The organism is Serratia sp. JKS296 (assembly GCF_900215445.1).
GTDB lineage: Bacteria > Pseudomonadota > Gammaproteobacteria > Enterobacterales > Enterobacteriaceae > Serratia > Serratia marcescens.
The window spans coordinates 4,652,057-4,667,515 of record NZ_OCMX01000001.1 but is presented as its reverse complement, the minus strand read 5'-3'; the positions used below and the strand labels follow the sequence as shown (position 1 = coordinate 4,667,515).

8 protein-coding genes are annotated in these 15,459 nt (G+C 60.2%); 3 read left to right on the top strand and 5 right to left on the bottom strand.

The window, feature by feature from the left end:
• Positions 1–110 precede the first annotated feature (110 nt).
• The 3 genes from actP to acs form a co-directional block, all read right to left on the bottom strand.
• The gene (gene actP, locus CRO23_RS22355) at positions 111–1,763 is read right to left on the bottom strand and encodes a cation/acetate symporter ActP (RefSeq protein WP_004930048.1); all 1,653 of its coding nucleotides are present in this window, start codon (positions 1,761–1,763) and stop codon (positions 111–113) included.
• Entirely contained in the window at positions 1,760–2,071 is a 312-nt protein-coding gene (locus CRO23_RS22350; protein WP_004930047.1) for a DUF485 domain-containing protein, read from the bottom strand. The genes actP and CRO23_RS22350 overlap by 4 nt, the downstream gene beginning before the upstream one ends.
• Before the next feature lie 91 nt (positions 2,072–2,162).
• Positions 2,163–4,121 carry an acetate--CoA ligase gene (acs, locus tag CRO23_RS22345; RefSeq protein ID WP_079449966.1) on the bottom strand — a complete coding sequence of 653 codons (1,959 nt, stop codon included), beginning with the start codon at positions 4,119–4,121 and terminating at the stop codon, positions 2,163–2,165.
• Between the two features lie 901 nt (positions 4,122–5,022).
• On the opposite strand from acs, the gene gltP reads away from it, so the two are divergent.
• Positions 5,023–6,339: a glutamate/aspartate:proton symporter GltP gene (gene gltP / locus CRO23_RS22340; protein WP_016929412.1), complete on the top strand. Its 1,317-nt coding sequence runs from the start codon at positions 5,023–5,025 to the stop codon at positions 6,337–6,339.
• A 274-nt stretch (positions 6,340–6,613) separates the two neighbouring features.
• Positions 6,614–7,957: a condensation domain-containing protein gene (locus CRO23_RS22335; protein WP_097102957.1), complete on the top strand. Its 1,344-nt coding sequence runs from the start codon at positions 6,614–6,616 to the stop codon at positions 7,955–7,957.
• Positions 7,958–8,000: 43 nt separating this feature from the next.
• On the opposite strand, the gene CRO23_RS22330 is transcribed toward CRO23_RS22335, so the two are convergent.
• Together CRO23_RS22330 and CRO23_RS22325 are read right to left on the bottom strand one after the other, a co-directional pair.
• Positions 8,001–11,096, bottom strand: a complete 3,096-nt coding sequence (locus tag CRO23_RS22330) for an amino acid adenylation domain-containing protein (RefSeq protein WP_097102955.1) — start codon at positions 11,094–11,096, stop codon at positions 8,001–8,003.
• Between the two features lie 64 nt (positions 11,097–11,160).
• On the bottom strand, positions 11,161–12,771 hold the full coding sequence (locus CRO23_RS22325; RefSeq protein WP_097102953.1) for a condensation domain-containing protein: 1,611 nt from the start codon (positions 12,769–12,771) through the stop codon (positions 11,161–11,163).
• 534 nt (positions 12,772–13,305) lie between these two features.
• Between CRO23_RS22325 and CRO23_RS22320 the strand changes: the two genes are divergently transcribed.
• On the top strand, positions 13,306–15,399 hold the full coding sequence (locus CRO23_RS22320) for a TonB-dependent receptor (RefSeq protein WP_016929409.1): 2,094 nt from the start codon (positions 13,306–13,308) through the stop codon (positions 15,397–15,399).
• The last annotated feature ends 60 nt before the right edge of the window (positions 15,400–15,459 follow it).

The window sequence follows — 15,459 nt, the reverse complement described above, 5'->3', positions numbered from 1 at the left end:
GCAGCTACGCTGCGCGGTTTTCCCCTCCTTCTTCTCCGCCAGCGAGCCAGAGAAAAGGCCCCGAAGGGCCTTTGATTAGGGTGTGTTTGCTTTTTTCACTTATTATTCGATCAATGCGAGCTGCCCTGAGAGATGCCCAGTCCGGTTTGCGAACGGACAAACTGGGCCCGGAAGCGTTCCCGCTCCTGCTGTCCGGCCAGCGAGCTGTCGGTGATCGAGAACAGCCAGGTGCCGACAAAGGCCACGATCATCGAGAACAGCGCCGGATATTCATACGGATAAATCGGTTTTTCATGGCCGAGGATCTGCACCCAGATTGTCGGGCCGAGGATCATCAGAATCACCGCCGTTAACAGACCCAGCCAGCCGCCAATCATCGCGCCGCGGGTCGTCAAACGCGACCAGTACATCGACAGGATGATGATAGGGAAGTTACAGCTGGCGGCGATGGAGAAGGCCAGTCCGACCATAAAGGCGATATTCTGCTTCTCGAACAAAATCCCCAGGGCAATGGCGACCAGCCCCAATACCACGACGGTGATCTTGGAGACCTTCAGTTCATCGCGCTCGGTCGCCTTGCCGTTTTTAATCACGCTGGCGTACAGGTCATGGGACACGGCCGAGGCGCCGGCCAGCGTCAGGCCTGCGACGACTGCCAGAATGGTGGCGAACGCCACCGCCGAGATAAAGCCGAGGAAGAAGTTGCCGCCAACGGCATTGGCCAGGTGCACCGCCGCCATGTTGGTGCCGCCCAGCAGCGCGCCGGTGGCGTCTTTGAACGCCGGATTGGCGCTGACCAGCAAGATGGCGCCGAAGCCGATGATAAAGGTCAGAATATAGAAGTAACCAATAAAGCCGGTGGCGTAGAACACGCTCTTGCGCGCTTCCTTGGCGTCACTCACGGTGAAGAAACGCATCAGGATGTGCGGCAGACCGGCGGTGCCGAACATCAGCGCCAGGCCAAGCGATAGCGCGGAAATCGGATCGGAGACCAGCCCGCCGGGGCTCATGATGGCGATGCCTTTCGGGTGCACCTTTACCGCTTCGGCGAACAGGGTATTGAAGTCGAAGTTCACCGACTTCATCACCATCAGCGCCATAAAGCTGGCGCCCGCCAGCAACAGCACCGCTTTGATGATCTGCACCCAGGTGGTGGCCAGCATGCCGCCGAACAGCACGTACAGCACCATCAGGATACCGACCAGGATCACCGCCACGTGGTAGTTGAGCCCGAACAGCAGCTGGATCAGTTTGCCGGCACCGACCATCTGCGCGATCAGATATAGCGCCACCACCACCAACGAGCCGCAGGCCGAGAGGGTACGGATCGGTTTCTGCTGCAGACGATAAGAGGCGACATCGGCGAAGGTATAGCGGCCGAGATTGCGCAGGCGTTCTGCGATCAGGAACAGAATGATCGGCCAGCCGATGAGGAAGCCGATGGAGTAGATCAGCCCGTCATAGCCCGAGGTATAGACCAGTGCGGAGATGCCGAGGAACGAGGCGGCGGACATGAAGTCGCCGGCGATCGCCAGGCCATTTTGCAGGCCGGTGATGCGCCCGCCCGCGGTGTAGTAGTCCTGACGGGAACGGGTGCGTTTGGACGCCCAATAGGTGATGTAGAGTGTGGCGCCGACAAACAGGATAAACATCACGATCGCCTGGATGTTCAGCGGTTGACGATGCACCTCACCGCCAATGGCGTCGGCGCAGGCCAGGCCAGGCAGTAACAGCAGCGCGGCGGCGGACAATAAGCGCTTCATTGTTTCACCTCGCGCAGAATCTCTGCGGTGAGGCGATCGAACTCGCCGTTGGCGCGAAACACGTAGATCCCGGTCAAGACGAAAGAGATCACGATCAACCCGACGCCGACCGGGATCCCGCGGGTGATGGTCGATCCGGCGGCGATCGGCGTGCCGAGCCATTGTGGATCGAAGGCGATCAACAAAATAAAGCCGACGTACAGCGCCAGCGTAATCAGCGAAAGCAGCCAGGCGAACCGGCCGCGTTTTCTCACCAGCTCTTTAAAGCGCGGGTTTTCTTCAATCCCTTGATAAATGGTGTCATTCATCAGAGCGTCTCCAGTAGGTATTGATAGAGTACGCCGCGCCAGGGCCGCTCAACGGCGCGTTACCCGAATGAGCGGCCTGAAGCGGCGTAAATTATGACGGCACTTTCATTGATTGTTTTTCTTCCAACAGCTTGTCGACTACAGCCGGATCCGCCAGCGTGGAGGTATCCCCCAGGTTGCTGGTGTCGCCGGCGGCAATTTTGCGCAGGATACGCCGCATGATCTTGCCGGAGCGCGTTTTGGGCAGCGAGTCTGTCCAGTGCAGCACGTCCGGCGTGGCGATCGGCCCTATTTCTTTGCGCACCCAGTTGCGCACTTCGGCATAGAGCTCCGGCGTCGGTTCTTCGCCGTGGTTCAGCGTGATATAGGCGTAGATCGCCTGGCCTTTGATGTTGTGAGGAATGCCGACCACCGCCGCTTCGGCGATTTTCGGGTGAGATACCAGCGCGGACTCGATCTCGGCGGTGCCCAAACGGTGGCCGGAGACGTTCAGCACGTCATCGACGCGGCCGGTGATCCAGTAGTAACCGTCCTCGTCGCGGCGGGCGCCGTCGCCGCTGAAGTACATGCCTTTGAAGGTCGAGAAGTAGGTTTGCTCGAAGCGGTCATGATCGCCGAACAGGGTGCGCGCCTGGCCTGGCCAGGAATCGACGATCACCAGGTTGCCTTCGCAGGCGCCTTCCTGCGGCGTGCCGACATTATCGACCAGCGCCGGCTGTACGCCGAAGAAAGGCCGCGTGGCGGAACCGGCCTTCAGCTCGGTGGCGCCCGGCAGCGGGGTAATCATGAAGCCGCCGGTTTCGGTTTGCCACCAGGTGTCGACGATCGGGCATTTGGCGTTGCCTATCTTGTTGTAGTACCACTCCCAGGCTTCCGGGTTGATCGGTTCGCCGACCGAGCCCATGATGCGCAGCGAATCGCGTCGGGTGCCTTCGATCGCCTTGTCGCCTTCGGCCATCAGGGCACGAATGGCGGTCGGCGCGGTATACAGAATGTTGACCTGGTGTTTGTCTATCACCTGCGACAGACGATTGACGCCCGGATAGTTAGGTACGCCTTCGAACATCAGCGTGGTGGCGCCGCAGGCCAGCGGGCCGTACAGCAGATAGCTGTGGCCGGTGACCCAGCCCACGTCGGCGGTGCACCAGTAAATGTCGCCGTCGTGATAGTCGAACACATACTTAAAGGTCATCGCAGCGTAGACCAGGTAGCCGCCGGTGGTGTGCAGCACGCCTTTTGGCTTGCCGGTCGAGCCGGAGGTGTACAGGATAAACAGCGGATCTTCGGCGTTCACTTCTTCCGGCGGGCAATCGGCGGAAACGCCTTGGGTCAGCTCATGCCACCACAGATCGCGCCCTTCCTGCCAGTAACCCGGTTTGCCGGTGCGCTGGAACACCACGACGTTGGCCACGCTGACCACGCCGGGATTTTTCAGCGCATCGTCGACATTCTTTTTCAGCGGCACGGCGCGGCCGGCGCGCAGGCCTTCATCGGCGGTGATCACCAGTTTGGCGTTGGAGTCGATAATGCGCCCGGCGACGGCTTCCGGCGAGAAGCCGCCGAAGATCACCGAATGTACGGCGCCGATGCGCGCGCAGGCCAGCATCGCGACCGCCGCTTCCGGCACCATCGGCATATAGATGGCCACCACGTCGCCTTTTTTAACGCCGAGCTGTTTCAGCACGTTGGCGAATTGGCAGACATCGTGATGCAGCTGTTTGTAAGTCACCTTTTTGGATTGGGTCGGGTCATCGCCTTCCCAGATAATGGCGGTCTGGTCACCGCGCTCGGCCAGATGGCGGTCCAGGCAGTTGGCCGCCAGGTTCAACGTGCCGTCTTCAAACCAGCGAATGCTGACGTGGCCCGGATCGAACGAGGTGTTTTTAACTTTGGTATAGGGTTTGATCCAATCCAGGATTTTGCCATGCTCACCCCAGAAAGCCTCTGGGTCTTGAACCGACTGTTGATAATACTCTTGGTATTGTGCCGGATTAATCAGGGCGCGTTCTGCAATTGCAGAAGGAATAGCGTGTTTATGCAGTTGGCTCATAGCTTTTCTCCTTGAAGTTGTTAATGATATGTCAACTGAAGGTTAAGTATAGTTTGCTATGATTCTTTGTTTCTTTTTTGCGCGGCAGATCACGCAACAAAGATATTGATTTGTAATCATTCTGTCGCATTTGCAGGGCGTATCTATCTCTTTGGCGCTTAAATCCTCATAAACCCACGTTTTTAACCAAAAACACTTATCTAAAGAACAAAAAAGAATAAACCAAAACGGGCTCAACTGCCGAGAAACTAATAGATACGATCAGGGCCGCCATTATTTCTCGCTATAAATCTTTTTGGATTATTTTTCGCTATTAATATTCTAAGTTGGCATTAGCACGATATAACGATGGACTGCACAGCGTGAAATAACGTTTTATTAACCTTTAATTCCTGATGAAAGGTCGGGTAATGCCCTATGGTATGCGCCCTGCGATATCGTTCTTTTTTTAATCGAAATATAAAGTGGCACTGCATTTATGGGCGAAAGTGTCACTCGGTCAATTCTCATTTGTTTGACTTTTGAGTAACAAAATATAAACATATCATGCGGATTAAATATGCAGAATGAGCGAAAAATAACGCATTTTAATCGCGTTCAAAAAATCGTCGTCGGTGCGGTTATGTACTTCATTGTATGAAAAATTATGTTTTTAATAACAACCAATTATGCCGTTTGAAATAGTTACGCGAATTTTTTGTGATTCGATTCAGCGCTCAACACTGACAAATCAAGGCTTGCAGAGCATGCCGCCCGGATGATACAGATTTATACTGCGTTTCACCCAGGGCAGGTGAACGCTTCCGCTGAATTAACATAAGCCTGTAATAAATGATTAAGTATTCTTTTCGTCGTGTTGCGACTTTGTACGGCGAAAAGAGTCTTTGAGGACTTTTTGGGTATGAAAAGTGTAAAAATTAGCCTGGCTTGGCAAATCCTGATCGCGTTGGTACTGGGTATTATTGTTGGCGCGGTATTGCACAACCAGACCGAATCTCGTGAGTGGCTGGTCAGTAATATTCTCAGCCCGGCGGGTGATATCTTTATTCGTCTGATCAAGATGATTGTGGTGCCGATCGTTATTTCCACGCTGATCGTCGGTATTGCCGGCGTGGGGGATGCGAAAAAGCTGGGCCGCATCGGATTGAAAACCATTATTTACTTCGAAGTGATCACCACGATCGCCATCGTGGTGGGGCTGACGTTGGCCAACGTATTCCAACCTGGCCACGGCATTGATATGTCGACGCTGACCACGGTGGACATTTCGCAGTATGAGAAAACCACCGAACAGGTGCAAAGCGGTTCGCACAGCCTGGTGGCGACCATTCTGTCGCTGATCCCATCGAACGTCTTCTCGTCGATGGCCAAGGGCGACATGCTGCCGATTATTTTCTTCTCGGTGCTGTTCGGCCTGGGGCTGTCGTCGTTGCCGAAAGAGACCAAAGAGCCGCTGCTGAAGGTGTTCAAGGCGGTGTCCGAGAGCATGTTCAAAGTCACCCACATGATCATGCGTTATGCGCCGATCGGGGTGTTTGGCCTGATTGCGGTCACGGTAGCCAACTTCGGTTTCGCTTCGCTGCTGCCGCTGGCCAAGCTGGTGGTGCTGGTGTACTTCGCCATCGCGTTCTTCGCCCTGGTGGTACTGGGGGCGGTCGCCCGGCTGTGCAACCTGCGCATCTGGACGCTGATCCGCATCCTGAAAGACGAACTGATCCTGGCTTATTCCACCGCCAGCTCGGAAACGGTGCTGCCGCGCATCATCGAAAAGATGGAGGCTTACGGCGCGCCCAAGTCGATCACCAGCTTCGTGGTGCCGACGGGTTACTCCTTTAACCTGGATGGCTCGACGCTGTACCAGAGCATTGCCGCCATCTTTATCGCCCAGCTGTACGGCATCGAGCTGTCGTTGGGGCAGGAGATCGTGCTGGTGCTGACGCTGATGGTGACCTCGAAAGGGATCGCCGGCGTGCCGGGCGTCTCGTTCGTGGTGTTGCTGGCCACCCTGGGCAGCGTCGGCATTCCGCTGGAAGGCCTGGCGTTCATCGCCGGCGTGGACCGTATCCTGGATATGGCGCGCACCGCGCTGAACGTGGTGGGCAACGCGCTGGCGGTACTGGTGATCGCCAAGTGGGAGCACCAGTTCGATCGCAAGAAGGCGCTGGCCTACGAAACGGAGTTCCTGGCGCAGAAGGTGAAGCCGGCCAACCAGGCCTAATCACCGAGTATCGCCGACGTTGAAAACGCCCCAGGCAGTTGTGCCGGGGCGTTTTGTTTTTTATGGCTCTTCAACCTGCCACTTTCTTTTCTCTGCCTTACTGCGCGACTTGCATCCCCGCTTAACAGAATCTAAAGTGTTACCAAATTAATAGAAATGATAATAGATGTTATTATCATTTTCATTTGATGATGTATGGAGACACGCAAAGCCGTTGAACGGTGGGGTTACGCCCGTTCGGCGTCTTTATTCGGGCTTATCAAAGGTAGGTAACATGTCGGACACCGCTTTGGCCTCTGGATGGTTGCCGCTGGCGCCAGCGCAGCTTGATTTCTGGGAAGAACACACTTTGCACCCTGGGCGGACTCTGTCCACCGTCGCACATTGCACCGAACTGTGTGGCGCGGTAGAGGAAGAGACGCTCTGCCGGGCGATCGTCACCACTCTCGCCGAGACGCAGGCGTTTGCCTTGCGCTTTGGTGAGCGGCATGGCGACTCTCCTGCGTCGTTACGTTACGATCCACAGCGCACACCGCCATTGCAACGCATCGATCTGCAAACGCACGGCGATCCCTGGCATGCGGCGCAAAGCCTGATGCGCGAAGATATCGCGCAGCGCCGGGCGCTGCACAGCGAGCCGCTAGCCGCAGCCTGGCTGCTCAAACTGGGGCCGGAGCGCTACCTCTGGTACGTGCGTGCGCACCATATTCTGGTTGATGGCTTCGGCATGGCCCTGATCGAACACCGCTGCGCCGCGTTATACGCGCACTATCTGGGTGAGGGCAGCGCGGGTATGCCCCTGGGTGCCTTTGACGCCTTTCAACAGGCTGAACTGGCCTACGCTGATTCTGAGCGATGCGCGCGCGATCGGCGCTTTTGGCAGACCTATCTGCCGCCGTCGCAGGCGCTGCCGACGGTGCGCAAGGGCGGTGAGGCCTATGGCGTACGGCGTTTGAGCGCCCACTACCGGCTGCCGGCGGCGGTGTCGCACTGTCTGGCGCAGTTGGCGGAGCGCAGCGGCATCAATTGGCCCGACTTGCTGGTGGCGCTGTCGGCGGCCTGGCTGTTTCAGGTGATGCCGCGCTGTACCCGGCAAGGCGATACGCTGCCGATGTGGATGCCGGCGCTGAATCGTCGTGGACAGGCCGCCACCAACGTGCCTTCGCTGGCGGTCAACACTCTGCCGCTGCTGGTGTCACCGCCGCAAGCGGAGACGCTGGGGAGCTTTCTCACCACGCTGACGCAGCAGCTGCGCGAGCTGCGCAGCCACGGCGGCTACCGCCTGCGCCAACTGGCCGCCGATCGCGGCGTGGATCCGGATTCACGCTTCTTTATTTCCCCTTTCATCAACGTGCAGCCCTTCGATACGCCCCGTTTTACCGGCTGCAGCGGTACGCGCAGCGTATTGGCCGGCGGCTCGGGCGACGGTTTCAACCTGACTTATCGCGGCCGCACCGACGCCCGCGATCTGCAGGTGGATATCGATATCTATCTGGAGCAGTTTCCGACGGAGGATGCGCTGGACTATGGCGAGGCGCTGCAAGAATTTCTGTTGCGTGCGCTGCAGCGGGAAGCCTGGGAGCAACCGCTGGCGGCCCTGACGGCGTTGCCCGCCTGAGAAAGTGCGGGCGGGAGGATGCTCCCGCCCGAGTGGTATGGCTTCAGCTGGCCAGCAACGCCGCCACTTCGCGCGCGTTCTTGCACGGCAAGAGCGAACTGCTTACCAGACGGGTGCCGAAAGCGTCATTGAGGCGTGCCGCCACCTGTTTGATATGCGGCAGCTTCAGCCCCATGGCGATAAACGCCGTCTCTTCCCCCCATTCCGGGCGCGGCGTTACGCCAATTTCCTGCCAGTAAATGGCCAGGATCTCGGCGCTGCGCGCCAGCGGCGCGTTCGGCGGCGGGGCCGCGCAGGCGTTCAACGCCGGCGCGGTTTGTTGGTGGCTCAGGTCGGCGCGGATGCGATGGCGGTCGGTTTTACCGTTGGCGGACAGCGGCAGCGCCTCGGCATGGATAAAGCGCGTGGGAATATGGGTACAGGGCAGATAGCCGGTGGCGAAGGCGCGGATCTCGGACAGCGGCAGCGGTTTGCCGTCGCGGGTCAGATACAGGGCGCCGAGCGCCGCCTCGTTGTTCTCTCCGCTGGGATAATCCACCACCACCATATCCAGGATCGCCGGATGACGGCGCAGCACGTCTTCGATTTCCGGCAGCGAGACGCGCACGCCGCGGATCTTCACATAGCCGTTCACTCGGGTGGCGAACATGATGTTACCGTCCGCACGGTAATAGCCCTGATCGCCGGTGCGGAAAGCGCGCAGCGATTGCCCGTCCGGCCCTTCGAGGGTGACGAAATCGTGCTGCTTCAGTTCCCCCTGCTCCAGATAGCCTAACGCCAGGTTGACCCCGGCGGTGTGAATGCGGCCGACCACGCCCGCCGGGCAGTGGCTGCCGTCGTCATGGCAGATGAAGTAGCGGTTGGCCGGCAGCGGGCGGCCGTAAGGCACGGTGCCGCTCTCCTGTGGGGCGATCGGGTGCCAGATGCTCCAAATGGTGGTTTCGGTCGGCCCGCCGAGTGAGAACAGCGCGAGATCCGGGCGCAGGGTACGCAGGGTTTGCACCGTCGCCGGCTTGATGTAGTCGCCGCCCTGCGCCACCAGGCGCAGGGAGCGCAGGCTGTCGGCCGTTTTACAGGTGAGCAGCATCTCCAGAATGGCCGGCACCGAACACCACAGACTGACCCGATGTTTCTCCACCAATTGGTTCCAACTGATGGCGTCCTTTTCCTGATGCGACGCCGGCAGCACCAGCGTGGCGCCGGCGCACAGCGAACCGAACAGATCGAACATCGACATGTCATGGTGCGGCGGCGTGACGGAAATGAAGACGTCGTCAGCAGTGACCGCCCAGCGCAGCTGGGTCTGGTGGATAACGTTGGCGGTGGCGCGGTTGTTGAGCACCACGCATTTGGGCTTGCCGGTGGTGCCGGAGGTATACAGATAGTAGCTTGCGGCCAGGCTGGCGCTGCGTTCCACCAACGTCTGTTCATCCGGCAGCGCTGGCGTGCGATCCGTCGGCGCCAGCAGGGTTGCCGGCGTCACGCCGATCGGCGTCTCCAGATCGCCGCCGTGCACCACCAACGTCGGCCGGCAGTTCTCCAGCAGGTAGGCAGTGCGCTCCGGCGGCGAGTTGATGTCGACAGGCACCCAGATTACCCCCTGCAGGGCGCAGGCGAGGCTGAAGATGACCAGTTCCGGGCTGCGCGGCAGATACAGCGCCACTACGTTGCCCGGCTGCACGCCGCGGCTCTGCAGGTTGGCGATTGCCGTGGCGATCCGCTGGCCCAGTTCGCGGTAGGTCAGCCTCTGCTCGCCGCAGATCAGCGCATTGCCGCCGTTTTGCGCGCCAAACAGCCGCTCGGCCAGCTGCGCCAGATAAGGGTAAGGCGCGTAATTCGCTTCGCTGTCGTTGTGGCGGTAATGCGCCAGATCGATGAAGTCCCGCGGTGCGATCGCCAGGTCGGCCCGTTGGCAACTGTGCAGGATGCGTCGCTGCAACGCGGCCAGCATGGCTTCTACCTGTTCACCGTGTAGCGCCTGTTCGGCGTAGTCCACGCATAGCTGCAGATTTTTTTCGCTGTCCAGCGTCAGGCGAATGTCGATGGCGACCTGCGGCGTTTGGGTCAGGCCGTCGTGGAAGCGCACCGGCGCCTCGGCCGGCAGCGTTTCCCAACCCAGGCAGTTGGTCAGGATCACCGGCAGCGCCGGGCCGCCCTGGCTTTGGCCGAGCAACTGCCGCGCCAGATCGACGCCGGAAAACGCCAGGTGGTCGAGCGCGCCGAGTACATCGTCCTGCAGGGCCTGCGCGCGCTGAATAAAATCTTCGCCGTGGCGGGAATAGCGCACCGCCACGAAGCTGGAGGCGTTGCCCAGGGCGCCGTCGGCGGCGGGGAACGCCACCGGCACCCCGACGCACAGCTCGCCATCGGTGGTCCAGTGGGCCAGCGTATCGAGGATCAGCGCCGACAGCAGGCTGTTGCGCAGCAGCGCATGCGGCGATCCCAGGCGGCCAAGCTGTTTTACCGTATCGCGCGGTAGCGTCAAGGTGGCGCGGCGATAGCGTGATGAGGTGAGATTGGCGAGCGGGGCACGCCACGGCAGTGCCGACGGCGTGGTGACATCCTGCAGCTTTTCACGCCAGTAGGCGGCATCGGCCTGGCGCTGCGTCGCCGATGCGGCGGGGGGCGGCAGTGCGGCGGCGGTCGGCGCCAGAGGGCGATCGTCGAACAGGCGCGCGATCACGGTGGAGATCCCCTGGCCGTCGAGGATCAAGGCATCGAAGCTGGTGAAGATCAGCGTATCGTACGGCGATCCCGTCGGATCCTGCTGTTCGGCAAGTTGGATCACGGCGATGCGCCACAGTGGCTGGCTCGGATCGTGGCGCTGGTGGGAATAGCGATCGCGCAGCTGTTCAGTCTGGCGCTGCGCCGCTTCGTCATCAAGGGAGCGCAGATCGTGGCGATCCAGATGCAGCGTCACCTCTGGGCGTACGTGCTGCGTGGCGCGCTGCACATCGATGCAGGTGCGCAACGCCGGGTAGTGCTGTACCAGCTCGGCCAGGCGCGCTTCAAGGCGCGGTACATCCCGCTGCCGGGTGCGGTATTCGCGAAAGTCGTGCATCGCCACGCCGCCGAGCGGCCATCGATCGCTGCGGCCCAGAAGGTAGGCCTGCTGCAGTGCGGTTAATGGTGTCTCCATGGTACTTCCCTATAGTCGCTAACCGATTAAAACGAGCCGGGCGCCGTGCGCCCGGAAACCGATCTCAGTGCTGCGGCGCCAGCGCGGCGAGCAGCGTTTTCGCATGCTTTCCTGCCTCGGGCGACCGTTGGCAGATCAACGCCGCCAGCGCAGCCGGGGAGGGATGCGCCGTCAGATCCTGCGCCGTCAGCGCCGCCGCCAGATACTTGTTGAGCACTGTCAGCAGCGCGTTCACCCCGGCATCCGGCAAGGCCAACCGGCGGATATCGTCGTTGTCGCGCAAGTCGGCCTCGGGAGCCACCCGCGCCAGCAGCCGGTGCAGCACCTGGCGCACCGGCGCCTGCTGCGCCAGCGCGTCGGGCGTGCATTGCGCCAGCAGCTGCGACAGCGGGCGATCGAACGCCCCCGCTTGCCGCGCGGCCAGGTGCAGCAGCGCCCGGTAACAGGCCAGCAGGCGCGGCAGCACCTGCTCGGGGAACGCGTCCAGCCGCACGTCCCAGTTGATCAGAATACCGTCGTCGACATGGGCGACCTGCGCATCCAGCGCCACCTGCGGCCCCTGAGAGATCACCCAGCCGAGACGGCCGAAGGTGTCGGTGACCCGTTCGGAAAACAGCGTTTTGCCGCGGATGCCGAAACCGGCGGTAAACACCACCGGCGAAGGTTGCAGGCTGCCGTGCAGGCGCGACAGATCGCGCATCACGCTGACGCCGGGGTAATCCGCATGCTCGATCAGCTCAGCCAGCTGCGTCATCAGGCGCCGGCAGAAGGCGTTCAGGTTTTCCGTCGGGTTCAGTTCCACGCCGAGCAGCACCAGGTTAGAGAAATCGCCGATGAGGCGATGTGCGTCTTCCCGTTCGCTCTCGCGGTGGAACAGCGGCACGTTGAGCCGGAAGCGTGTCATGTTCCAACCCTGGCCGACGGCCAGCGCGAACAGCGCCAGAAACAGCGTCGAGAGAGAGGTGTGATGCCGTTTCGCGACGTTTTCCAGCGCGCGGCTTTCTTCTGCATTCAACTGTATGGCCAAACGATCGCTGCGGCAGCGGTCCGGCGTGCGCAGCAGGCGCGGCGCCGGCGGCATCTGCGCCAGGCGTTCACGCCACCAACGCTGGCCGCGTTCGCGCCGTTGGCGCAGCGCCGCGTCGGCGTCGCGTCGTTCGAGGTGGTCGAAGTAGGCCGGCGGCGCGTCATGGGCAGGGGCCGGCGGGCACTGGTGATAAAACGCCGTCAGATCTTCCATCAACAGGCGAAAGCTCATGGCATCGCCGGCGATCATGTCGAGATCGACATGCAGGCGGCTGCGTCCCGCCGGCAACAGGCTCAGGCTGATATCGCAGGGAACGCCCTGTTCCAGCGGCAGCAACTGGGTGCTTTTCGCCTGGCGCTTGGCGGCGAGCGCGGCCGCCAGCGTCGCTTCATCGGCATGTCGCCAGTCGTCGAGATGCAAAGTATGCCGGGGGCCGGGAGGTGCGATCGTCTGCCTGCCATCGTCGGTAATGCGCAGGCGTAACAGCGGATGGCGCAGATACAGCGCCTCGACGGCCTGGCGCAGCCGGGCGATGTTCAGCTCGCCGCTGTCGAATTCCGCATACAGGTGGGCGGCCATGCCGCCGAGAGGAGGAGCGGACTGTCGGCCTACCCAATAGGCGGCCTGCATCGTGGTCAAAGCTTTCATCGGGTATCCATTTTGATTCAGCTAACGAGACTGCAAGAATATATCCAAATGTTAATAGGAATGAAAATTATTATTATTTGATTCATTTGGCGCAGAGGTGCTATCTATAAGGGGTTTTAGCGATGCCGGGCCGGCAGGGCGTTGGCTGTGAATAATTTATCTATATTATTCTTAGCATTGAAATGATTGCTTGTTATTGCAGCGCTTGTTTTTCCTGCAAAAATATAAGGGTTTCTGGCGGCGAACACGCCCGGCCTCACACCATTGTTGATAATGATTTGCATTAAAAAATGCAAAATATTATCATTCTTAACACTATTTTACGTTTTTATACAAGCTGCCGGCCGCTTCGCCGGCGGCTTGGCTGTGGACGGGGCCGCGCCCGTTCGGCCGCGAAAGACATGGGTTCGCCGCAGGGATAAGCAACAGCAAGGCCGGGAAGGCCGCAGCGTCATGGTCTGTGTGAGTGTCGATGTAGGTTGTGTAAAAAAAATCAAATTTTGTGCACCTCTGGGATGAAAGGAGAAAACATCTATGGGCAAGCATTTTGCGGCTCAACGGCATGAAAGCGTAGGAAACGGGGAAAAGGCGGGGATGAAAGCCCTTGGGGCATTTTCCTCCGTATTTTTAGGGGTTTGTTCACTGGCGATCGGTAACGTCAACGCGGCGGAAACGAAGAGCAACGAAACCTACCAGGACGCGGAAACGCTGCTGGTTACCGGTGAGAAGATCAAACGTTCCATTTTCGACACCGGCTCCAGCGTGCAGGTGTTCGACAGCAACCGCATCGCCTCGATGCCCGATGCGGTGCAGATCCCCGATCTGCTGCGCATGACCCCCAACGTGGTGGATCTGGGCATCGGCAACGAACTGCCGACCGTGCGCGGTATCGACGGTTCCGGCCCGAACGTCGGCGCCAACGCTTTCCTCAGCGGCACCCGCCCGCGCCTCAATCTGTCATTGGACGGCCGTTCGCTGACGTATAACGAACAGGCGTTCGGTCCGCAGTCGCTGTGGGATCTGGATCGCGTCGAAGTGTTCCTCGGCCCGCAAAGCTACATCCAGGGGCGCAACGCCATCGCCGGCGCCATCGTCATGGCCAGTAAAGATCCGACCTTCGAATGGGAAAGCGCGTTCAAGGGCGGGGCCGGCAACCAGCACTCTTCACAGCTGGCCGCCATGGCGTCCGGCCCGCTGGTGGAAGATCAGCTGGCGTTCCGCGTCAGCGTCGATCGCCAGCGCCGCCGTAGCGAAGCCGATCTGCCGGCCTATGCGCCGGTGGGCGATCCGCGCGAAGTGGAGGCCACCACCGCCCGCGCCAAGCTGTTGTTTAACCCGGCCGGCCTGCGCGATCTGACCACCAAGCTGACCTTTAACCACTTTGGCAGCACCGCGCCGCAGAACGAAAGCCTCAACCCGCAGCCGCATCCGACCAACCCGCGCCACGATCCGCGCCGCGCTGTGTTCAAAAGCAACATGAACAGCACCATCTGGGATCTGGCCTGGGAGGCCTCCGATGCGCTGACGTTTGAAAACCGCGTTATCTATACCGATTTCAACATCAACCGTCCGACCGCTTACAACATCCAATACGCCGAGATCGACGGCCAGGAAGTTCACGTGGAGCCGGTGGTGCGCTTCGGCGGAGCGGACAGCCGCCTGCATGGGCTGGCGGGGCTGCGTTACTTCCACGGCACGCAGGATGAGTTCGTCAACATCTTCGGCGGATCGACCTTCAAAGATAAAACCGATACCCATTCGGCGTTCGCCGAGCTGACCTATGCGCTGACGCCGCAGGTGGACGTGACCGCCGCCAGCCGCCTGGAGCGCGAACACCGTCGCCGCGACGGCGGCAGCCAGGCGGTGCGCATCGATTTCGATGAAACCTACACCGTGTTCCTGCCGAAGCTGGACGTGGCCTGGAAACCGACGGATACCCAAACCTACGGCGCCAAGATCGCCCGCGGCTATAACGCCGGCGGCGGCGGCATCACGATCGGCACGCCGGTGGTCAGCTACACCTACGGTTCTGAGTATGTCTGGAACTACGAGTTGTACACCCGCCATCACCTGAAAGACGCCAACGTGGTGCTGACAGGTAACATCTTCTACAACGATTACAAAGACATGCAGCTTCCGTACTCGCTGGGTGAGAACTCCAGCGTGATCCGCAACGCCGACAAGGTGGAAACCTACGGCGCGGAAATCGGCGCCACCTGGCAGCCGCGCTGGGACTTCGAACTGTTCGGCAACCTCGGCCTGTTGAAAACCGACATCAAGAAGTTCTCGGGCAGCGGCGTGGAAGGGCATGAGCTGGCGCGCGCACCGGCTTACACCGCCAACATGGGCGCCAAATATCAGTTCCTGAAAGGATGGGAGCTGAGCAGCAACGTGGCGTTTACCGACTCCTACTATTCGCAATACGACAACGACTCGCGCGGGCGCATCGGCTCTTATTGGACGGCCAACGCCCAGTTGGCTTACACCTTCGACTACGGTCGCGCCACGCTGTATGCGAAAAACCTGTTTGATTCCGACCGCCGCGAGATGGTCAGAAGCAACGACATCTACACGGCGACTCTCCAGCGAGGCCGCCTGGTCGGCGCAGCGGTTGAGCTGACTTTCTAACGCTATCGCGGTGACGGGGGACGAATGTCCCCCATTTTATGCGCTATCCCGGCATGGCCG